The organism is Crocosphaera sp. UHCC 0190 (assembly GCF_034932065.1).
In the GTDB taxonomy this organism is placed as follows: domain Bacteria; phylum Cyanobacteriota; class Cyanobacteriia; order Cyanobacteriales; family Microcystaceae; genus UHCC-0190.
Genome location: NZ_JAYGHP010000001.1, coordinates 276,791 through 298,389, shown reverse-complemented (window position 1 = coordinate 298,389; position 21,599 = coordinate 276,791). Strand labels below are relative to the sequence as shown.

Below are 21,599 nucleotides of genomic sequence, written 5' to 3'. Positions count from 1 at the left end.
TAAATTAACCTCCTGCCAGAATTGCAATTCTAACAGGAGGTCTGAGGGACTTCAGCCGTTTAATTCACTGCCTAACGTCCTGGTTGATGGGTGACAATTTTGCGATCGCTGCCACTCCGCTCAGGATTACGATTATACTTTGAGCTATTTTTGTTAGACTTACGTTTAATCAAGGGTTTAGGCGCAGTTGCATCTGGCACTTCCCAATCAGTCTTCATCCAGTTGGGACAATCTTGATCATAAATCATCTGTAAGGCGGCAGCGGCGATCGCTTGGGGATCATATTCCGCACTCAATTCTCGGACTAAGGGTAAGAAAGAAGCCATCCGTTCCCCGGCCAAGGAATCTTTAATGCGTTTTTGCAGTTTCTCTAGACGTTTTGCTTCTACCTGAGAACGACTGGGAATTTGGCTGGTTTCTAACTGTTGACGCACACGCCGTTCAATTTGACGCACCATGCGACGATCAATCGGTTCAATGATAGAAATAGCGGTTCCTGTCTTCCCGGCCCGTCCTGTCCGACCAATGCGGTGAATATAGGTTTCACTGTTGTCGGGTAAGTCATAGTTAATGACATGACTTAAGTTTTCTACATCTAAGCCCCGCGCTGCAATATCTGTCGCTACGACTAACCTGATTTTTCCGTCTCGGAAGCGATGCACTAACCGTTCCCGTTGGGACTGACTGAGGTTGCCATGATATTCATCAACGCTATGACCCACTTCTTGTAATTTGCTGGTCAATTCAGAGGCGGTTTGCTTCGTCCGTACGAAAATAATGGCAGACTCAGGGGATTCTATTTCGAGAATAGGCTGCAAAGCTTTGAGTTTTGACCATCCTCTGGGAACGGCATAGAGATGTTGGTCAATTTTGGTGGGGGCCGCTTGGGGTTGTTCTACGGCAACGGTAACAGGAGATTTAAGAAACTGATTGACTAATTCCCGAATTTCTCTGGGCATGGTGGCAGAAAAACAGGCTGTCTGACGACTGTCTGGAGTTCTCTTTAAAATCGTCTTGACATCATCAATAAAGCCCATACTGAGCATTTCATCTGCTTCATCGAGAACGGCCCAACGCAGGCAATCTAAGACCAGTTTTTTCCGTTCTAATAAATCAATAACCCGTCCTGGGGTTCCCACAACAATTTGCACCCCTTTTTCTAAGCTGCGAATTTGCCGTTCAATGGACTGACCGCCATAAACCGTTAGGATATAGAGTCGGCGTTCTGTAGAAAAGTCTTTGAGGGCTTCTGCTACTTGTTGGGCCAGTTCACGGGTGGGGGTTAAAATTAGGGCCTGAACATTGGGATTTTTGATGTCAATTTTTTCAAGGATAGGCAAGGAATAAGCTGCGGTTTTTCCTGTTCCTGTTTGAGACTGCCCTAAAATATCATGGCCTTCTAAAACTAAAGGAATTGCTTTTGTTTGAATTTCGGTAGGTTGCTCGAACCCTAGGGTTTCTAATTGCTTGGCGCGGACATCAGATAAGCCTAGGTCTTGGAAAGAAATGGTCATAAGAAATGTTACGTTGTAAGTTTACTTTGAAGTTAATAGTATCAGTGCAATGCAGTTAGAATCAGGATACAGGGTCCTTAAACTGCTTAATATTTTGGCTTATTCTAGCATAAGTTACGATTTGTTTCCACTGATGTTTTTACTGACGGATATTTTGTCATTTAGACAACTTTTCCATACAGATCATAGATATCGGCATCGGTAATTTGAACGGGGATAATTGAATTTAACTGGGCTTCTCCCTCCACATAAATTAGCCCGTCAACTTCAGGAGCAAATCGGGCTGAACGCCCAATATATTGTGCTGTTTTTGGGTTTTCTTGTTCAATTAATACCTCCACAGTTTGACCAACATAAGCTTGATTTTTCTTAAGGGAAATAGGTTGCTGTTTTTCCATTAAATAATTACATCTTTCTTGAGCAATTTCTGACGGCACTTGATTGGCCATCCCATAAGCTGGGGTTTCTTCTTCAGGGGAAAAGGTAAAGACTCCCACGTGATCGAATTCGTGACGTTCGACAAAGTTGACTAAATGCTCAAAATGTGCTTCAGTTTCCCCTGGAAATCCGACAATAAATGTGGTTCGCAAAACGGCATCAGGAATTGCTGTTTTGAGTTGTTCAATAATTTTATCGTTGACCTGTCCTTGCCAGGGACGATTCATCGCTCTTAAGATCTCAGGATGGGAATGTTGTAAGGGTAAATCAAGATAGGGTAGGATATTAGGCGTTTCCTGAATGGCTGCGATGACTTTGGGGGTTAATCCCGTGGGATAGGCATAATGAATGCGAATCCAAGGAATATCAACTTTTCCTAAAGCCCGAATGAGTTCGGCCAGTTTCGGTTCCCCATAGAGGTCTAAGCCATAATTCGTGGTAATTTGGGAGATGAGAATGATTTCCTGAACTCCCTGCTCGGCCAGTTGTTGGGCTTCTGTGACAATGGATTCGATGGAACGTGATCGCTGATTTCCTCGGAGATGGGGAATAATACAAAAGGCACAACGGTAATCACACCCTTCAGCGACTCTTAAATAGGCCACCCCTTCGTTAGTGGTACGGTAGCGGGGTATGGTTTCATCGGCAATAAATTCGGGATTTTGAGAGACTTCTGTGACTCTTTCCCCTGTCTCCACCCGTTGAATGATGTCAACAATTTTTTGATAGTCTCCTGTTCCCACCAAGGCCACAGCTTCGGGTAACTCTTCGAGTAATTCCCCTTGGAAATGCTGAGCCATACAACCAGAAATGATAATCTTTTTGTTGGCTTCTGCTAGTTCCACTAAAGTCCGAACGGACTCCTCTCTGGCTTCCTGAATAAAGCTACAGGTATTAACAATGACGTAATCAGCTAGTTCTTCGTTAGCATCTACCGAATATCCTGCTTGCGTTAGCAAGCCTAGCATATGTTCTGAATCAATGCGGTTTTTCTCACAACCGAGGTGGGAAATCGCTATAATTGGCTTGTTGCCCATGTATTATTTGGTTTTACCCCTTGTCTTCCACTGGGGCGAAAAACCAAGCTAATCCTCTGGCATAGCCTTTTGGCTAAGAATAATGAGTCGGATACTGGCTTGCCCCTTTTGTACTCTTAAATTATCTTAACAGATTTTCTTCCCGAAGAAAAGCCCTTGAGGAAAATTCTTTGAGAATTTGAGCGAACCAAAAATAAACCCACCTGAAAAGGCGGGTTATACTCATAAAAATGATGAATCTGTAACTATTGAGGCCCTAGTCCAACTTTAGGGGCATAAACAGCGCGATCGCCTAATTCTTCCTCAATGCGTAACAGTCGGTTATACTTAGCAACCCGTTCACTACGACACAGAGAACCTGTTTTAATTTGTCCGGCGCGAGTGGCCACTGCTAAGTCAGCAATAGTCGTATCTTCCGTTTCCCCAGAACGATGAGAAATCACCGAACGATATTGATAACGAGTCGCTAACGCAATGGTTTCCAGGGTTTCCGTTAAGCTGCCAATTTGGTTAAGTTTAATCAGGATGCTATTACCCACCCCCATATCAATGCCTTTTTGCAGACGAGTGGGGTTAGTGACAAATAAATCATCGCCCACTAACTGAATGCGAGATCCCAAAGTATCCGTGAGAATTTTCCAGCTATCCCAGTCATCCTCTTGTAAGCCATCTTCAATGGAAATAATCGGGTATTGATCCACCAATTTCGCTAGATAATCAATAAATTCTTGAGGAGAATGGGCTGAACCATCATAAACATATTGTCCCTCCTTGTAGAATTCACTAGAGGCGACATCCATGGCCAAAGCGACTTGTTCCCCTGGTTTGTAACCTGCCTTTTCAATGGCTTCAATCAGTAAATCTAGGGCTTCTTGGTTTGATCCCAAGTTAGGGGCATAACCCCCTTCATCACCCACCCCAGACAGCAATTTCCGTTCTTTTAACACTTTACTGAGGGAAGCAAAGACTTCTGCACCCCATCTGAGTCCTTCGCCAAAAGAATCAGCCCCCACAGGCATAATCATAAACTCTTGGAAGTCTACGTTATTATCGGCATGACTTCCCCCGTTGATCACGTTCATCATGGGAACGGGTAAGATATTGGCTAAGGGGCCACCGAGATAACGATAAAGAGGAAGTGCCAACTCATCGGCGGCGGCTTTAGCAGTAGCTAAGGAAACCGCTAAAATAGCATTGGCCCCTAATTCTTTCTTATTAGAAGAACCATCCCGATCAATCATTTTCAGGTCAATGGAGGTTTGATCAAAAGCATCCATTCCGATGACTTCGGGGGCAATTTTTTCTTTGACGTTACGAACCGCAGTTAAAACCCCTTTACCACCGTAGCGTTTGGGGTCTTCATCGCGCAATTCGTGGGCTTCAAAGCTTCCTGTAGATGCCCCACTGGGAACCTGGGCGATACCAAACGCGCCTGTTTCAAGCAGCACTTCAGCTTCAATGGTGGGACGGCCGCGAGAGTCTAAGATTTCTCTAGCGGTAATGGCTTCAATGGAAACGACGGGTTTGTTTAGCATGGATTAACTATCTCCAAAATAGGGAAATAAGACTACTGAGCAAGATCAATACCAGTAATTCGACTATTGTTATCGAATATAAAGAAAAATGTTCTAATTCCCTTTTGGAATTTGGCCTCAACCACCACAATATTTGATTGATCAACGCTGGAACTAGAAAGCACATCTATGTTGTCTATGCGTTCAAAGAGTCCACTTTCCTGTTGAATTTTTTGCCAAGAGGTTTGGAGTCGCGTGGGAAGAATTTCTGTTTTGAGGGTAGGGTGTAAGTATCCTCTGGCCCGAGCAAAATCATTGGCGGCTACAGCATTTACAACAATTTGGGCAATTTCATCAACGGAGGCTACATTGGGAAAATTAACACCGACAATATCCCCTTGTTGATTGAAGGTGATGATAAATTCATCGGTTTTACTATTAAATTGCGTTTCCACTACTACAATATTGGCGTTAATAGTAGGAATGACACGATAACCGACAATTTTTTTGACGGGGCCTGTTACCTCAATTAAATTCGCCCAAATCTCTGCCATCTGGTCGGCCGTTAATTCAATCGCCAAATCGCGGCTCAATAAACGTCTTGCGTCTTCGTACTTTTCCTGAGTCAACAATTCAATGACTTGAGCAGATTTCTTTTTTAAGGCCTCCTGATCTACTTTATCACCGGACTGCACCACTTGAACAGGAGGCGGAGGGTTTAGCTTGGTTTGTGCTTTCGCTGGTAATGCGCTAATGGTACTCACTAGGGTTAAAACCAATAAGGGAAGTCCTGTTTGCTTTAGTGTTAAAGACCAATTCATCTAACTTTTATACTCCTCAACCATCCGGTTATCATATTGAACCCAGTTTTTGTCTGGTTAGGAATGCCCCTGTCTATTTTACGGGGGATTGTCCCTGAGTTCTAGAACGAAAAAAGATTTATCCAAGTTCCTTAACAATTGACTCAGATTTGTCGGGGTAATGGCGATCGCTTATTTTTGGGAGTGTTACTATAGCGCAATAGTTACAACAGGCGATCGCCTTAATTTCGTTTATGTTAATATGAAAGCAAGCCGTTTAAATGCTTAATAATTAATTCTATGGTTTCTCAACTAGAAAGCCTTAATAAATCAGAAATTATTTATCCTGAAAGAGATGGCAATCCTCTGTCGGATAATACGGTTCAGTTAATGAACATCAACGGGCTGAACAATTAGCAGTAAAATTAAGAGAATTAGGCATTAATCCAGAAGAAATTTGATAGGATTTAACAGTGTTAAACCCCTACAAAAAAAACATAGGGGCATAATACCATTATGCCCCCAAACTAACAGGAATTAACCCTTAACTCCCTAACTCAAAAACAAACTACCCCACCATCCCTAAGACAACGATAACCCTAACCAGATACGCAAAGATTGTTCTAATTTTTCTGTATCAGCATTCACAAATTGACCAACTTTTTTAATAATTAAACTCTGATGAATAGTATAAATTCCTCTTTTAACGGCAGTTTCTACATTTAATCCAGCATTTTTCCAGTCAGATAAGATAAATTCTCCATCAAGAAGGGAGTGAGTTTTGCTGGTTAAGGGAGTTATAAAAACATCTTGGGAGGAATGGGAGACACTAACAACTACTGCTGGTCTAATTTTCGTGCTAGATAAGTCAGAAAAGGGATAACGGACGAGAATAACCTCATTTTTGTAGTAACTCGCCATAGATGTCATCCTCTGAATTATCCCAAATAGCATCTAAGGAAACTTGACTGGTATTTGTCCAAAATTGTTGATCTTCGTCTGGTAATAAAGTAACAATCACTTTTGCCCCTTCAGGCAGTTCAAAGGGTTCTAATAGTTCAATTTTTCCTTGTTTTACTGTTGCCCAAATCGTTTGTAACATGGGTTATTTAAGGTTCAATTATTTCTGATTTATTATGACATATCTCCCAAAACCCGTAGGGGCATAATGGTATTATGCCCACTAATAATCATTAAAGTCCCCCTTGGTAAAGAGGATTTAGGGGGATCTAACCCCGTTTAACCCGCTTATTCAATAATAAACCACTACCGACCATTGCTAAAGCTACAATGGTACTGGGTTCAGGGGTTGTCGCTGAGGGGGCAACTCCTTGATCAAATGCAACTTCACCTATTTGAGTGAAGACGGCGCCATTATTAGCAAGAATATTCAAATGAATAAACTGACTTGTCGCATCGGTAAAATCAATAACTTGAACAGATCCATCGATTGCAGTAGAGGGATTGAAAGTTCCGAGAGAGGTTGTTCCCCCATTACCAAAATTTCCATCATCATCGGAAAATAACTCAAAACTACTGATATTCTCATTAGCAGTAACACCTGCCCAGTATGCTAATCTTGCGGTTGTTAAAACACTACCAAGATCGTAAGTCAGAACACCTGTTGTTTGATTGAAAAAACTTTGCGCTACATTACCGAAACCTGAATGAGTGGGATTACCTGCAATATAAGTATCAAAATCAGTTATACCATTGACATAACCCGAAGATAAACCACTCTGATTGATGCTATTTGATAGAGGAAGACTACCAAAGCCAATACCACTTGAAGATGCGCTAGTAGGTTGAACGATTACCCCTGCTTGGGCAGATTGAGCGATTGCACTTACCCCAAGGGTGGCTACAGCCAAAGCCGTTGACAAAAAAAGTTTATTCATCATGAAATTCTTGAGAACTTACCGAAAAAGCCCCTAAACTGTACCCCCCCGCTCATTTTGTCAAGTATTGTTCAATTTTATTAATAAATACTTCCAATTTCTGTGGTTTGCAGGATTTTTGGGAGTGTTACTATAGCGCAATAGTTAATGAGACAGAAATTTCGACTATACCTTCTATAATTAACTTCACTAGGTATTAACAAGAGAAATAACAGCCATGCTCAAAAGTTATGACGTTACCATAGAAGGCGATCACATTAAGTGGCTAGGTGAAAAACCCAAAGTAAGGGCAACTCGTGCCATTATTGTGATTGAAGAAGAAAGCTTATTGTCCTCAACTCCCAAGCGAACAACCCCTGCTCATTTAATCGGTCAAGGGAAAACATTAGGGGATATTGTTAGTCCTATAGTGGATCAAGAAGATTGGGAATGTCTTAAATGATTGTTCTTGATACTCATATTTGGTTTTGGTATATTAATGAAAGCTTTGACCAGTTTCCTTTAGAATGGATAGAGAAAATTCAATTAGCAGAGCGAGTAGGAGTGTCATCAATTTCTTGTTATGAAATTGTTTTAGCTCATAACAAAGGTCGTTTAGAAATCAATATGGATGTTCAACAATGGCTCATAGATTCTTTAGAGCCTTCAGGAATTGAATTGTTACGCTTGACACCAGAAATTGCAGTGAGAGCAGTTAATTTATCTCCTATTCATAAAGACCCATTTGATCGCATAATTATGAGTACGGCCTTAGAATATCAAGCAAAATTAGCTAGTATTGATGGCTTATTTCCCCAATATCCCGAACTAAAGAATTATCTTATGTCATTTTAAGTACGAATTATCCTTTGGATATTCCGTAGGGGCATAATACCATTATGCCCACCAATAATAGTCAAAGTCCCCCTTTGTAAGGGGGATTTAGGGGGATCTAACCCCGTTTAACCCGTTTAACTCTAAGCTGCTTTATTTTTCTTTTGAGCTAATTTACGCTTGAAAGCGGTACCAAAACTAATAGCAGCACCTGCACCTAAAATGGTTAGGGGTTCGGGAACGGCAGAATAGGTAAGGGTTGAACTATTGGAGTCATTAACACCACTCAATGTACTAGCAGTACCGACAACGTTTAAGAAAGTACCAACACCAGGAAAATTCAAAACGAGTGCCTCTGTAGCACTTCTAGCCAAAAATGAACTGTTTAAGGCATCAATTGTGCCACCAGCGACAGTAAAACTATTTGCATTTACTGAGGGAAAGTTTGCCAAAACATCAAAGGGGGTAGTATATCCCAATGCAGCAGGTGCTGAAGTAACGAAAACAGAAGTAGCGGCAAAAGTTCCATCCCCATCAGGTAATTCAATGGTTCCTTCAACTATACCGTTAACAGCACCATTAACATTACTGAAAGAGAACCCAAAGGTTGCCGCATTGGCCACATTAGCAGAACCAAAAACCGAAGCAACAGACAATACAGTTGCACCAGCAAAGGCAGTTGACAGAAAAAGTTTGTTAAGCATGAAATTCTTGAGAAATTACCAAAAAATCTCTCAAATCCCACCCCCTCCCGCTCATTTTGTCAAGCTTTATTCAGTTTTCTTAATAAATACTTCCAATTTCTGGGTTTTACAGGACTTTTTGGGAGTCTTACTATAGCGCAATAGTTAGAGGGAAAGATACTATAATGTAGGTTGAAAATCTGATCAATACAGCAATTCTTCGAGATTGTAGGGACAGTGATCGGGTAAATCAATACCGTATTCCAAGGCAACTAGACTAACAGCATCTTGATAAATTTCCTCTAAGTCTTGTGAGAGTTTAGGTTTCATACTGGGTGAAATCTTGCGTTTTATGCCGATTTTGAAAGCTTGTATCTCAACTTGCCATTTTTTATAACATTCCTCTAAAGGGGTGTAGTCGATTTTAAGGCGATGTTCAATCTGTCTCATCAGAAGACTAGACACAGCACTATAATCACTACGTCCCAAAGATTCAATCTCCTCGATAATGTTTTCCCAGTCTAAATTGTCTAAATTTCGCTCTCTTAACGCTTTAACTTGCTCTATAGTCCATTGATAGTAATCTTTTTGGTAGGTTTCTGTTTTTATCACTCGACTCATAAGTTAAACTCCTGTCAGAATTATTTTTTCTGATGTCCTCTAGTTGGACATAAGAGAACGATTTTATGTAACTGCTTTTCTTAAGTTAAGATATTTTTTATAATAAACCTCAATCCTTAATCTGCGACTCTTTCACCTCCATGAATAGTACCTTCCTCAACTACTTAAAAAGTCCTAAACGCCCTGTACTCGTGTTTGACGGTGCAACAGGGACCTCCTTACAAACCCAAGATTTGACCGCAGACGACTTTGGGGGACCCGAATATGAAGGATGTAATGAATATTTAGTGCATACGAAACCAGAAGCGGTGGAGAAGGTGCATAGAGGGTTTTTGGACGTAGGTGCAGATGTGATTGAAACGGACACCTTTGGGGGAACATCTATTGTCCTTGCAGAGTATGATTTAGCTGATAAGGCTTATTATCTCAACAAAAAAGCGACAGAATTAGCGAAGAAACTAGCCCAAGAATATTCTACCCCCGAAAAGCCCCGTTTTGTGGCGGGTTCTATGGGGCCAGGGACAAAGTTACCAACTTTAGGTCATATTGATTTTGATACCCTTAGAGACGCATATATAGAGCAAGCAGAGGGGTTATATGATGGGGGTGCAGATTTATTAATCATTGAAACTTGTCAAGATGTACTGCAAATTAAGGCAGCTTTAAACGCAGTAGAAGCCGTTTTTGAGAAGAAAGGTGATCGCTTACCGATTATGGTTTCTATTACTATGGAAACGATGGGAACGATGTTAGTAGGAACAGAAATTAGTGCAGCAGTTGCTATTTTAGAACCTTATAATATTGATATTTTGGGACTCAATTGTGCAACGGGTCCCGAACAAATGAAGGAACATATAAAATATTTATCGGAACATTGTCCTTTTATTGTTTCTTGTATTCCTAATGCGGGTTTACCTGAAAATGTTGGGGGACAAGCTCATTATCGTTTAACGCCGATAGAATTAAAGATGGCGTTAATGCACTTTATTGAAGATTTGGGAGTACAAATTATTGGGGGATGTTGTGGTACTCGTCCTGATCATATTAAAGCATTATCAGAACTTTCTCAAGAATTAACGCCCAAAGAACGTCATCCGATTTATGAACCTTCTGCTGCTTCAATTTATAGCACACAACCCTATATTCAAGATAATTCCTTCTTAATTATTGGTGAAAGATTAAACGCCAGTGGTTCTAAAAAATGCCGTACTTTATTAAATAAAGAAGATTGGGATAGTTTAGTCTCTTTAGCTAAATCTCAAGTAAAAGAAGGGGCGCACATTTTAGATGTTAACGTGGATTATGTGGGCCGAGATGGGGTACGAGATATGCACGAATTAGCCTCTCGTTTGGTTAATAATATTACCTTGCCTTTAATGCTAGATTCCACAGAATGGCAGAAAATGGAAGCAGGTTTAAAGGTTGCTGGTGGTAAATGTATTCTTAATTCTACTAACTACGAAGATGGAGAAGAACGCTTTTTAAAAGTGTTAGAAATAGCCAAGAGATACGGTGCAGGTGTTGTAGTTGGAACCATTGATGAGGAGGGAATGGGGCGTACTGCTGATAAGAAGTTTGAGATTGCAAAACGTGCCTATAATGCAGCCATAGAATACGGACTTGCTGCCCATGAAATCTTCTTTGATCCGTTGGCGTTACCAATCTCTACAGGGATAGAAGAGGACAGAGAGAACGGAAAAGCGACTGTTGAAGCCATAAAACGCATTCGAGAGGAATTACCAGGATGTCATATTCTCTTAGGTATTTCTAATATTTCCTTTGGCTTAAATCCTGTGGCGCGACAGGTCTTGAATTCAGTGTTTTTATATGAAACAATGCAGGTAGGTTTAGATGGGGCAATTGTTAGCGCAAATAAAATTTTACCCTTAGCAAAAATAGAAGAAGATCAGCAAAAAGTATGTCGAGACTTAATCTATGATTTACGAGAATTTGATGGGGATATTTGCACTTATGATCCTCTGACAAAGTTAACAGAATTATTTGCAGGGAAAACCACCAAAAAAGATCCTTCAACTACGGCTAATTTACCCATTGAAGAAAGACTAAAACAGCATATTATTGATGGGGAACGGTTAGGGTTAGAAGATGCTCTCAAAGCAGCTTTAAAACAATATCCACCTCTTGATGTTATTAACATCTTTTTATTAGATGGAATGAAGGTTGTAGGGGAGTTATTTGGATCAGGACAAATGCAGTTACCTTTCGTGTTACAATCTGCACAAACTATGAAAGCTGCTGTTGCTTATTTAGAACCTTTTATGGATAAGGAGGAAGGGGACAGCAATGATAGTGGAAAAGGTAAGTTTCTCATTGCAACAGTTAAGGGAGATGTTCATGATATCGGTAAGAATTTAGTTGACATTATTCTCTCAAATAATGGCTATAAAGTTATTAATTTAGGCATTAAACAACCTGTTGAAAACATTATCCAAGCTTACGAAGAACATAAACCAGATTGTATTGCTATGAGTGGTTTATTGGTGAAATCAACAGCATTCATGAAGGATAATTTACAGGTATTTAATGAGCGAGGAATCAATATTCCGGTAATCTTAGGCGGTGCCGCATTAACTCCTAAATTTGTCTATGAAGACTGTCAAAATACTTATCAAGGTAAAGTTGTTTATGGAAAAGATGCTTTCTCTGATCTACATTTTATGGACAAATTAATGCCAGCAAAATCAGCAGAAAGTTGGGACAATTTACAAGGATTTTTAGGAGAATTTACCAATAATAATAGTTTATTCCAAGAAGAAAGAGCAGAAAAAGCAGCCACGCAATCTTCTGAAGAAAATGGCAAAAATTCAACCTCAGAAACGCCAGCAGTCATCGATACAGAACGTTCTGAAGCTGTCGAATTAATAGAACCTGCGACACCACCTTTCTGGGGAACGAAGTTATTAAAACCAGAAGAATTTGATTTAACTGAAATTTTCTGGTATTTAGATTTACAAGCATTAGTAGCAGGTCAATGGCAATTTCGTAAACCAAAAGAACAGTCACGGGAAGAATATGAGCAATTTTTGAGTAAGAAAGTTTATCCTATTTTAGAGGAATGGAAACAAAAAGTTATCACGGATAATCTCTTACATCCTACGGTAATTTATGGTTATTTTCCTTGCCAGTCTCAAGGCAATAACTTGTTAATTTATGCTCCAGAAATCATCCAAAATTCAGATAATAAAATACCAGAAAATTTAGATCCAATTTGGATATTAGAATTTCCCCGTCAAAAATCTGGCCGTCGTCTCTGTATTGCGGACTTTTTTGCCTCCAAAGAATCCGGGTTAACAGATGTATTTCCGATGCAAGCAGTGACAGTAGGGGAAATTGCCACAGAATACGCTCAAAAACTCTTTGCAGCGAATGATTACACCAATTATCTGTACTTTCATGGGATGGCCGTTCAAACTGCCGAAGGGTTAGCAGAATGGACACACGCCAAAATACGCCGAGAATTAGGATTTGCAGACAAAGAACCCGATAATATTCGAGAAATGTTACAACAGCACTATCAAGGTTCCCGTTACAGCTTCGGATACCCTGCTTGTCCTAATATTCAAGATCAATATAAACAACTAGAATTATTAGGCTGCGATCGCATTAAAATGTATATGGATGAGAGTGAACAAATCTATCCTGAACAGTCTACAACGGCAATTATTACCTATCATCCCGTGGCTAAATATTTTAGTGCTTAGGTTCGTAGTAAGCCCTTTAGGGCTAAAAAGGGGCTAAAGCCCTTATTTTAGTCCTAAAGGGCTTACTACAAAACCCAATCATCTTATACACTAAGTTATACATACAATTTAATAAAATCGTGTTATTTTGGTCAAACATTTATCTTTTGCGAGGAAACCATGATCACAAAAATCGCCAAAAAATTCGAGAAAGCGTCATGAAATGACGCTTTCTTATCCAATCACTTGTTAAATTGGAGGGGTTTTATTATAATTGTAAGTAGATAGTCATAATGAAAGTCACGAGAGAAAAGTTCGTCCTAAGGGATTTAGACCTTATGAAACAAAGCTTTTAATTCCTTTAGGAATTACGACAAACATTCGTTACCTCAATGTCGCCAAATATTTTAGACTAAGGGCTTGACAAACCCTAAATAAGTAAGGCATAATAATAAATGCACGTTACGGGGATATAACTCAGTTGGTAGAGTGTCACAATGGCATTGTGAAAGTCAGCGGTTCGAGTCCGCTTATCTCCATTTACAAAGTAAACTGGAAATCATCAACTAGCATTCCTGGAACCACAACCCCTCCTAAGCTGCGTTTTGAATAGGTATTTGTTTCAGGAATAAACTCTCGAAAATCGGTTAAATTGACTAAATTTTCTCCCCAAAACCGATACAAACTTTCATCAAATCTTAAGTTTTCAATAGGGGCAATAATCTCCCCATTTTCTACCCAGAAACAAGCATAACGAGTCATTCCTGTGATCCTTCCTCCTGTGCGATCACTCCAGTTTAAATAATGAAGATTAGAGACATATAACCCTGTTTTTAAGGTAGAAAGAATCTCATCTTTCCCTAGATTTCCTGTTGCTAATTCCGGTGATCGCAAACCTTCAAAACTATTGGCCCCATTCGATGTTAACTGATATTCTGAGGCAGTACGAGCATTAATTAAAGTATTAACTAACTTTCCTTCTGTAATAATCGGTAAAACTTCGGGAGCAATTTCTCCTAATTCATTAAATCTAGGAACTGTCCCTTTATTAAAGTTTTCTTGCAAGGAAAATTGAGGGGATAAACTATTACCTTGTTGTAATTTTAATAAAGCACTACCTCCCCGTCTTAGAGATGCTTCACTAATGCCTCCCCAAGATAACATACTAACTAAATCAGCAACCGCAGCAGGAGCAAAATAGGTTCGATAACCCCCAGGTTTAAGGGTTTTTGAGGGAGTTTCTAAAGCCAATAATTGAGTTTTAGATGTTTCTATTTGCTCTAAATATTGCTGTTGCTCCCAATTTTGTCCTGAAAAAGTGCCTTTAACAGCTTTTTCTGAAGGAGTAATCAAAGAATAGTCTAAAATGAAAGACTCAGTTGCAAACCAATGAAATTGACCCGCAGAATTTGCATTTCCTCGAATGACTTGGCCTGCGGTATAAATTCCCGTCATATCAATTTGAGAAACTGGGGGTAAAATCTCATTAACTACCTTTTCAGGAGGTAATAAAATTCCTGGATAAACATCTCGACTAGAACCACAATTTTCGGGTAAAACAATATGAGGATCTTTCGGTAATTGCGGTAATTCTTGACGCAAATAATCGAGGTTTTCTTTTCCTATTTTACTATCGGTGGGGACATCTCCCGTAAAGGGAAAGGCAGCATAGGCAGTTCTTTGATTAACGATTAAAGTGAGTTTAATGGTGCCATCTTTAACCATCCCTGTTTGTCGAACTTTTGCCCCATTAAATCGGATAAATTGGGTTTGTTCGCTACTAAGTTCAATCGATAGATGCTCATCTGTGTTTAGGGTGTTGATCAGATGGTCACAGAGTTGCTTAAAGCTAGATTCTAGATGTTCTAATTTTTGGGGGTTCATAAATTCAGTTATTAATCAGGAGTCCAAAATTGCAGTTGTTTAAAACTGCCAAAATCTCGATAATTTATTTTTTTTTCTTAACCCACTCCTCCAAAAACTTCAATATTATCAAATGCACAAACAGGGGAAGCATGACCGACACGAATTGCTTGGTTTGGTTCTCCTTTTCCACAGTCAGGAGTTCCATACATTCCCAGGGTTGAGTGATCTCCAAGTTGAGATAAACTGCGCCAAAATTGATTAGTAATACCTCGATAATTAGGGTTTTTCAAAGTTTGAGTTAACTTGCCATTTTCGATCAGTTTTGCATATTCACACCCAAACTGAAACTTATTACGATAATCATCAATTGACCAAGATCGATTAGACTCCATATAAACCCCAGATTCAATATTACTAATCATCTTATCAAAAGAAGTTGTCCCAGTTTCTAGGTTAATATTAGCCATGCGATCGATGGGGGCCCGATTCCAAGAAGAAGCACGAAAATTGGCCACACCTGGCACTTTTGCTCTAATTTGACTCTCTAAACTCCCTAAACCTCGTAATAACATCCCATCTTTAATTAAATATTCACGGGTGGCAATATTTCCCCCATCATCAAAGCGATAACTGGCAAATTCTCCTGATACGGAAGGGTCAAAAGTGACATTCATTAAAGGGGAACCATAAACTAAGTTACCAAAGTCTTCTAAATTGACAAAACTTGACCCTGCATAATTACGTTCATCTCCTAAAATGCGATCAAGTTCCAAAGGATGACCGATACTTTCATGTATTTGTAACATCATTTGGTCGGGGGCCAATACTAAGGTTGTTGTGGTTGTGGGGCAGTCTGAGGCCGATAATAATTCGACTGCTTGTTCCCCGATTTTTTGAGCGCGGGTTAATATTTCTGTTTCGTCTAAAATTTCCATTCCTCCTTGATAGGAATGGGCCGTCATTCCGTTATCAGTACGTTTTTGAATAATATTCCCATCTTGGGCCGTTGCAGTGCAGTCTGTCGTAATTAAAAGGAATTTTTGATAAGCATCTGATCCATTACTACTAACAAATTGAATTTCTGTTTCTAAAATCCGAGCGATCGCACTGGTACTAACAATTTTATCGGAAACTTTCAAGGTTTTATTAACCTTGAATAACAGATCATTAATGTCTTGGGGACTGAGAAGATCGAGGGGTTTTAAGTAGGGAGAATGATAAGTTCCCACAGCTTTAGGACGTTGTTCTACACTGAAAGGATATATCCCCCAAGCAGCAGCATTAACCGCTTGTTTATAGGCAATTTCAGCCGCAATTTTAATATTTTCTAGGGTAAGATGATTAGTGGCACAATAGCCAAATTGTCCCTTGGCTAAAACTTCCACCATCATCCCTTTAGTTTGAGTGCGTCCGTTGCTTTGGGGTTTTCCATCTCTAATATAACGTAGGGTAGAAGTTTCCGTGACTTGTCGCAACCCGATCCAATCTGCGGGAATATCAATTTTATTTAACCAGGTTTCTAAGGGTTCGGTCATGGATTTCAATAAGAGTAATTATTTAATTGGGATTATATCTCTCTTCTGTCACTCTAGGCAAAGGTAACTACCTGGCCAGAGGTGGCGGTTGCTTTAATTCGGGCTGATTCAGGCGATCGCCTTCTAGACTACTTAAACCCTAGAAGATTTATGTTACTAACAATGGTTTAAAGATCAATATAATTAAGATAGTCAAACTAAAAAGACTTAAAATAATTCCTAAAATAAAAGCGGAAGTCCACTGATAAATTAATTCAATTTTGTAAAAACCTGGAGCGAGTTTGAAGTCAATTGTCCCGTTGTTTGCTGTGTCTATAGGATGGGATTTTTGATTAACATATAGATGCCATGCAGGATAGTTATAGGTTCTGATATTGATCCTAGATTCTTTTTCTACATTAATCTCTAAAACTCGTTCATAACTTTTCCATTGTAAGAGTTCAATAGTTGCTTTTCCCTTAGTCACAGAAAATCGAGGTTGATTAGGGATAGGATCAGGAGAAGATAAACCATTATTAAGTAATGGACGATATTCAGAAACATCTTGTAGTGCTTCTGTATAACCTTCAAAAAGAGCTTTTCTCGTCGGTTCAAGATATTCTAAATTTGATCTGCCTGGGTTATGAAAGGTGACATATTTTCGAGAAATCTTATAAAAATACGCACTATTAGTCAATAAAATTACCATGATTATTGAGATTATTAATAATTTATTCTGTAACTTACACTGAGTAATACTACTAACTAAAATAGCACACAGAATAGCTTCTCCAAAGGAAAAAAGATGTAGTAAACGCCAAGGAGCTTGTATTTTTTGTAATAGGGAACTACTTGCCCAAATTGGCCAAGACCAAGAAGTCATTAAAAAAGCTGAAATTAACGAGAAAATAAGCCAGTATCGACTTTCTTCAAAACGTTGCTTATTATTTCGTAAAATTATTAAAGAAAGACTTCCTGCAATTACAATAGCTAGTAATTGTTGAATAAATATTTGAGAAAGTGATAAGTCAAATCGTGGGTTAACTAGAGGTAATCCAGCCCCAAACATCATATTCTTAAACCCTCCTCCCACATTTTTCATGCTATTAATATCGACTAAACGCTGTTCAACAATGACAGGGACTAAATAAAAGGATGCTAACCCTAACCCAAGGGCAATTGAAATGACATTTTTAATCACTATTTTCCAAGGTCGCCAGAGTAAAAATAGCAAAGTATAGGGTATCCAAACAATGGTACAAAGTAGTAAAGTTGGTAAATGAGTTAAGGCTAATATTGCCCAAGACAAAGCTAATGGAATACTCCATTTAGGATTAATCATCGCTTTTTCAGTTAACCCAAACCCTAGGGGAACCCAAGCGATACCAAAAGCCACAGAAATACTACCAATTTCATAAGTATTAAAAGCCAAATAAGGAGATGTCATATAGGCTAAAGCTCCTATTAAAGACGGAATTAATCCTAGTTTAATTCTGGCATAGAAATAAACATAAAGTCCTGACAAAAATAGGGAAAAACAAAATAAAAATATGATTGATTGCTCAACAGTTAAGCCAAACCATTTAAGACAAGATCCTAGATAATAAGTGAAAGGAGGATAAAAAACAAAAGTTGGGCTACCATAGCCATAGTTTACACTAGATAGCCAACGAGGATACCAAATTCCTTCAGCAAGCTGTTGAGAAAAATGCAATATCCATAGACTATGCCATCTGAGATCAGTCATGCCATTTAGTCCATCTTGAATCATCTTCAAATTGACAATTATGACTCCTAATACCAAAAGTAATATAATTAGAATTAGTTCAAGTCGGAGTAGATTAAAAGATTTTTGTTGATTATTATGCTTCATCTTAAGATTTTAATGACTGTAAACTTGGTTCTTAATCATTTTTTACACTACATAATCCTAAATAAATTGAAAGAATCTAATCTTTCTAACTTCTTTATATTGATTGCTTAAAGTGTAAGTATCAATTCAAAAGCAAAGAAGTAAATCACAATGAAAAACCAAACTAAAATGACTTTAGTCATAGCTTTACTGGGTATATTAGGTATTGGTAGCTTAGCACGAGCCGTTACGACAACACAAGTAAAATCTCCAGTTGCTGTCATTTCTTCACAGCATAAATCCTACCAAGTTGCAGAAGCAGCAGAAGGTGACGGAGATGGGGAAACTGATGATGATTCTCAAGAAAAACAAGAATCAGCTAATTTACAATCTCTTGCTAAAATTAGTCCCCAACAAGCACAACAAGCTGCTGAAAAAAATCTAGGAAGTCAAGCAACTAAAGTTGTATTAGAAAATGAAGACGGAAATTTAGTTTATTCTGTGATTATTGGAGAAAAAGATGTGAAAGTTGATGCGGGTAATGGTAAGATTCTCTATACTGATACCCCTCATAATGAAATTAATGAGAAAAACCGTCCTCAAAGTAGTATTCGCGTTTCTGAAGATGCCGGGGGAGATGGTGATGGTGAAATGAATGATGATGGTTAAACGTAAAACAATTAAAAATTATATAGCTTAACTCTGAAGGGTTAAGCTATATAAACAAACTCTGTCTGCACAGGCTTTTATTCGGCTGTGTAGACAGCCTTAGTTTTTGTAGTATGAGGCTTTAGCCTGTATAAAATTGTTGATTTTATCTATTTATTAAAAGAGATTATTATTTAATTAATTAATCGGTAAATATATGGTAAAACAGCTACCAATTCCTAACTGACTGGTGACAGTAATTGTTCCCCCATGATGTTTAACAATTGCTTGGACAATTGCTAGTCCTAAACCAGATCCACCATTCCAATAAGATCGAGACGTATCTGCTCTCCAAAATCGCTCAAAAATTCTCTCCAAATTTTCAGGAGATATGCCAATTCCTGTATCTTTAATTTGTATTTCAATTGAACACTTTTTGGGTTTTCCTTCTATTTCAATTATTCCTGATTCTGGTGTATAATAAATAGCATTATCAATTAAGTTACTAAATAATCTTTCAAGTTTTAAGGAATCACCATATATCAATAGAGTTTCAGATAATTGAAGTTTTAAGTTAAGATTTTTGGATTCAATTTTTGTCTGATACCACTTAACTAATTTTTCTAAAATAATTACCAGATTAACTGGTTCTTTTTTGAGGAGATTAATTTGATCAGAACGAGCTAAAATCAGTAAATCTTCCGTTAAATCGATCATTTGCATTGTTGCACTGGCAATGGCTTCAAAACTTTCTTTATCTGCTTCTCTCATTCCTTCTGGATATTTAAGAGAAACAGCAACATTACTATCAATAACCATTAAAGGATTCCGAAGTTCATGGGAAGCATCTGCTGTAAACTGTTTTAATCTTGTAAAACTTTCTTCAATGGGTTTCATTGCTTGGTTGGTTAACAAAATACCCCCAATTCCACTAATACTTAAAGCCACAATAATACTAATTACTAATCCCCAATCTAATTTATTTAATATTTCCTCTAATTCTTCCAAAGATTGACTGACTCTCACATAACCAATTAATTTATCAATATCACTATCAATAATTGGCAAAGTAATTGATTGAATATTCGGATTTCCTGCTTGAATTTGCACTAAATTATCTTGAGATAAAGGCAAGCTAAGGATAAATTCACCCTGTTTCAAAATAGAGTTACCTTTCACATCAAACCATTGTAAAGATTGATGATTATTTAACAATTCTCGAAGTTTAAAATCATCGTCAATTTTTAATTGGTTATTTTCCCATTCTGCATTAGCAGCAGCACCCTGTCCTAATGCTGTTAGTTTTTCTATCATTTGTTGTCTCAAACTATAGGCAAATATTAAACGAATACCAAGAGAAAATATGCCTAAAATCAAAGCTAAAATGAGCAAGTAGGATAACAGTAAGCGATGGCGAATATTTTTAAACACAATCTAAAAAGTCTATGATTTTTATATGAATACCTATTTATTCAGAAATAGCTGTCAAACGATAACCCATACCATAAACAGTCTCAATTAAGGGTTCAATACTACCAGCTTCTTTGAGTTTTCTTCGTAAATTTGTGATATGAGTTCTTACTGTTTCTTCTCCTGATAAATCATCAAATGTCCAAAGTTTTTCAATGATAGCTGAACGAGTTAAGACTTGATTAGGATTGCTTAAAAAATATTCTAGAATCATATATTCTTTAGGAGTTAAAATCAGAGTGTTTCCTGCATAAGTTACTTCTTGACTATTGGGGTCTAAATGTAAATTACCATGAATAATAACGGGAGGTTTAATATCTGAATACCGACGAAATAAGGCGCGAATTCTAGCAGATAATTCTTCTAGTTTAAACGGTTTAACTAAATAATCATCTGCCCCTGCATCAAGTCCAATGACTTTATCTTCTGTGGTATCTTTGGCAGTTAACATCAAGATTAACGCCTGATATTTTACGTCTCGTAATCGTTTACAGAGAGATATTCCATCTAATTTAGGTAACATCAAATCTAATAAAATCAAATCATATTGTGTTGCTTGTGTGTATTCCCATCCTTCTATTCCATCATTAGCTAAATCAACAGAGTGACATTGATAGCTTAAATCTTTGGCAAGGGGTTGAGCGATACGAGTGTCATCTTCAATGATTAAAATTTTCATTTGTTTTGAGAAAGTTACTCAGAAAAAATATTCATTATATTTTGCTAATATAATATAATTATAACCAAAGGGTTATTATTTAAAGAAAAATTATACAGAAAGTGAACTATTATGACCACCTATTCCTCCGACTATTACACATGGACAAAGGAACAAGCGAACTTACTTAGGCAGAGACGGTTTGAGCAGATAGATTGGGATAATCTGATTGAGGAGATAGAAGAGTTGGGAAACAGTCGAGAAAATGCTTTAGAAAGCTACTTAGAACGTCTTCTAGAACATCTCCTCAAATTGTCTTACTGGGAATCAGAAAAAGAATACTGTAGGAGAGGTTGGAAGTCTGAGATTAGGAATTTTCGAGAACAAATTAAGAAAATTATTCGGAAAAATCCTGCTTTAAAGAATAAGATAGAGCCGATCTGGACTGAAATTTATCCCGTTCGTATTGCTGTAATGAAAGAACTTTTTTCTATTCCAGATACGGCTGAAATTTCTCTCAATAATGCCCTCTCAGATGATTGGTTTCCCGATTAAGAAAAATGATAAAATTA

General features: G+C 38.1%; 19 protein-coding genes and 1 tRNA gene. 6 read left to right on the top strand and 14 right to left on the bottom strand.

Annotation, left to right across the window (positions count from 1 at the left end):
• Positions 1-71: 71 nt before the first annotated feature.
• The 7 genes from VB715_RS01440 to VB715_RS01410 all read right to left on the bottom strand — a co-directional run bounded on the left by VB715_RS01440 (position 72) and on the right by VB715_RS01410 (position 7,204).
• Positions 72-1,514, bottom strand: coding sequence for a DEAD/DEAH box helicase (locus tag VB715_RS01440; protein ID WP_323299415.1), 1,443 nt, complete (start codon positions 1,512-1,514; stop codon positions 72-74).
• A 161-nt stretch (positions 1,515-1,675) separates the two neighbouring features.
• Positions 1,676-2,989, bottom strand: coding sequence for a 30S ribosomal protein S12 methylthiotransferase RimO (rimO, locus tag VB715_RS01435; protein WP_323299414.1), 1,314 nt, complete (start codon positions 2,987-2,989; stop codon positions 1,676-1,678).
• Between the two features lie 245 nt (positions 2,990-3,234).
• Entirely contained in the window at positions 3,235-4,524 is a 1,290-nt protein-coding gene (gene eno, locus VB715_RS01430) for a phosphopyruvate hydratase (protein ID WP_323299413.1), read from the bottom strand.
• Positions 4,525-4,556: 32 nt separating this feature from the next.
• Positions 4,557-5,324 (bottom strand): DUF3887 domain-containing protein, encoded by a 768-nt coding sequence (locus VB715_RS01425; RefSeq protein ID WP_323299412.1) that lies wholly within the window; start codon positions 5,322-5,324, stop codon positions 4,557-4,559.
• 561 nt (positions 5,325-5,885) lie between these two features.
• Positions 5,886-6,224 carry a type II toxin-antitoxin system PemK/MazF family toxin gene (locus tag VB715_RS01420; RefSeq protein WP_323299411.1) on the bottom strand — a complete coding sequence of 113 codons (339 nt, stop codon included), beginning with the start codon at positions 6,222-6,224 and terminating at the stop codon, positions 5,886-5,888.
• Positions 6,202-6,405 (bottom strand): hypothetical protein, encoded by a 204-nt coding sequence (locus VB715_RS01415; RefSeq protein WP_323299410.1) that lies wholly within the window; start codon positions 6,403-6,405, stop codon positions 6,202-6,204. The genes VB715_RS01420 and VB715_RS01415 overlap by 23 nt, the downstream gene beginning before the upstream one ends.
• A gap of 127 nt (positions 6,406-6,532) precedes the next feature.
• Positions 6,533-7,204 carry a PEP-CTERM sorting domain-containing protein gene (locus VB715_RS01410; protein WP_323299409.1) on the bottom strand — a complete coding sequence of 224 codons (672 nt, stop codon included), beginning with the start codon at positions 7,202-7,204 and terminating at the stop codon, positions 6,533-6,535.
• A 214-nt stretch (positions 7,205-7,418) separates the two neighbouring features.
• Here VB715_RS01410 and VB715_RS01405 point away from each other — a divergent pair, with 214 nt between their 5' ends.
• Together VB715_RS01405 and VB715_RS01400 are read left to right on the top strand one after the other, a co-directional pair.
• On the top strand, positions 7,419-7,643 hold the full coding sequence (locus tag VB715_RS01405; RefSeq protein ID WP_323299408.1) for a hypothetical protein: 225 nt from the start codon (positions 7,419-7,421) through the stop codon (positions 7,641-7,643).
• A complete protein-coding gene (locus VB715_RS01400) occupies positions 7,640-8,035 on the top strand; it encodes a type II toxin-antitoxin system VapC family toxin (RefSeq protein ID WP_323299407.1) in 396 nt (131 codons plus the stop codon). The genes VB715_RS01405 and VB715_RS01400 overlap by 4 nt, the downstream gene beginning before the upstream one ends.
• A 122-nt stretch (positions 8,036-8,157) precedes the next feature.
• Here VB715_RS01400 and VB715_RS01395 read toward each other — a convergent pair whose 3' ends face one another.
• Complete coding sequence (locus tag VB715_RS01395) at positions 8,158-8,718, bottom strand: PEP-CTERM sorting domain-containing protein (RefSeq protein WP_323299406.1); 561 nt, start codon at positions 8,716-8,718, stop codon at positions 8,158-8,160.
• Between the two features lie 183 nt (positions 8,719-8,901).
• Positions 8,902-9,318, bottom strand: coding sequence for a DUF29 domain-containing protein (locus VB715_RS01390; RefSeq protein WP_323299405.1), 417 nt, complete (start codon positions 9,316-9,318; stop codon positions 8,902-8,904).
• A 140-nt stretch (positions 9,319-9,458) separates the two neighbouring features.
• Between VB715_RS01390 and metH the strand changes: the two genes are divergently transcribed.
• Both metH and VB715_RS01380 read left to right on the top strand, forming a co-directional pair.
• On the top strand, positions 9,459-13,040 hold the full coding sequence (gene metH, locus VB715_RS01385; protein WP_323299404.1) for a methionine synthase: 3,582 nt from the start codon (positions 9,459-9,461) through the stop codon (positions 13,038-13,040).
• Positions 13,041-13,485: 445 nt separating this feature from the next.
• Positions 13,486-13,558 (top strand) — tRNA-Ala (locus VB715_RS01380).
• A 1-nt stretch (position 13,559) separates the two neighbouring features.
• Here VB715_RS01380 and VB715_RS01375 read toward each other — a convergent pair.
• The 3 genes from VB715_RS01375 to VB715_RS01365 form a co-directional block, all read right to left on the bottom strand.
• Positions 13,560-14,903, bottom strand: coding sequence for a TldD/PmbA family protein (locus tag VB715_RS01375; protein ID WP_323299403.1), 1,344 nt, complete (start codon positions 14,901-14,903; stop codon positions 13,560-13,562).
• 77 nt (positions 14,904-14,980) lie between these two features.
• A complete protein-coding gene (locus VB715_RS01370) occupies positions 14,981-16,420 on the bottom strand; it encodes a TldD/PmbA family protein (RefSeq protein WP_323299402.1) in 1,440 nt (479 codons plus the stop codon).
• Between the two features lie 148 nt (positions 16,421-16,568).
• Positions 16,569-18,170, bottom strand: coding sequence for a hypothetical protein (locus tag VB715_RS01365; protein ID WP_323299401.1), 1,602 nt, complete (start codon positions 18,168-18,170; stop codon positions 16,569-16,571).
• 252 nt (positions 18,171-18,422) lie between these two features.
• On the opposite strand from VB715_RS01365, the gene VB715_RS01360 reads away from it, so the two are divergent.
• Positions 18,423-18,920 (top strand): PepSY domain-containing protein, encoded by a 498-nt coding sequence (locus VB715_RS01360; RefSeq protein WP_323299400.1) that lies wholly within the window; start codon positions 18,423-18,425, stop codon positions 18,918-18,920.
• Positions 18,921-19,097: 177 nt separating this feature from the next.
• On the opposite strand, the gene VB715_RS01355 is transcribed toward VB715_RS01360, so the two are convergent.
• Both VB715_RS01355 and VB715_RS01350 read right to left on the bottom strand, forming a co-directional pair.
• On the bottom strand, positions 19,098-20,330 hold the full coding sequence (locus VB715_RS01355) for a sensor histidine kinase (protein WP_323299399.1): 1,233 nt from the start codon (positions 20,328-20,330) through the stop codon (positions 19,098-19,100).
• A 37-nt stretch (positions 20,331-20,367) separates the two neighbouring features.
• On the bottom strand, positions 20,368-21,048 hold the full coding sequence (locus tag VB715_RS01350) for a response regulator transcription factor (protein WP_323299398.1): 681 nt from the start codon (positions 21,046-21,048) through the stop codon (positions 20,368-20,370).
• A gap of 111 nt (positions 21,049-21,159) precedes the next feature.
• Between VB715_RS01350 and VB715_RS01345 the strand changes: the two genes are divergently transcribed.
• On the top strand, positions 21,160-21,582 hold the full coding sequence (locus VB715_RS01345; protein ID WP_323299397.1) for a DUF29 domain-containing protein: 423 nt from the start codon (positions 21,160-21,162) through the stop codon (positions 21,580-21,582).
• Positions 21,583-21,599: the final 17 nt, after the last annotated feature.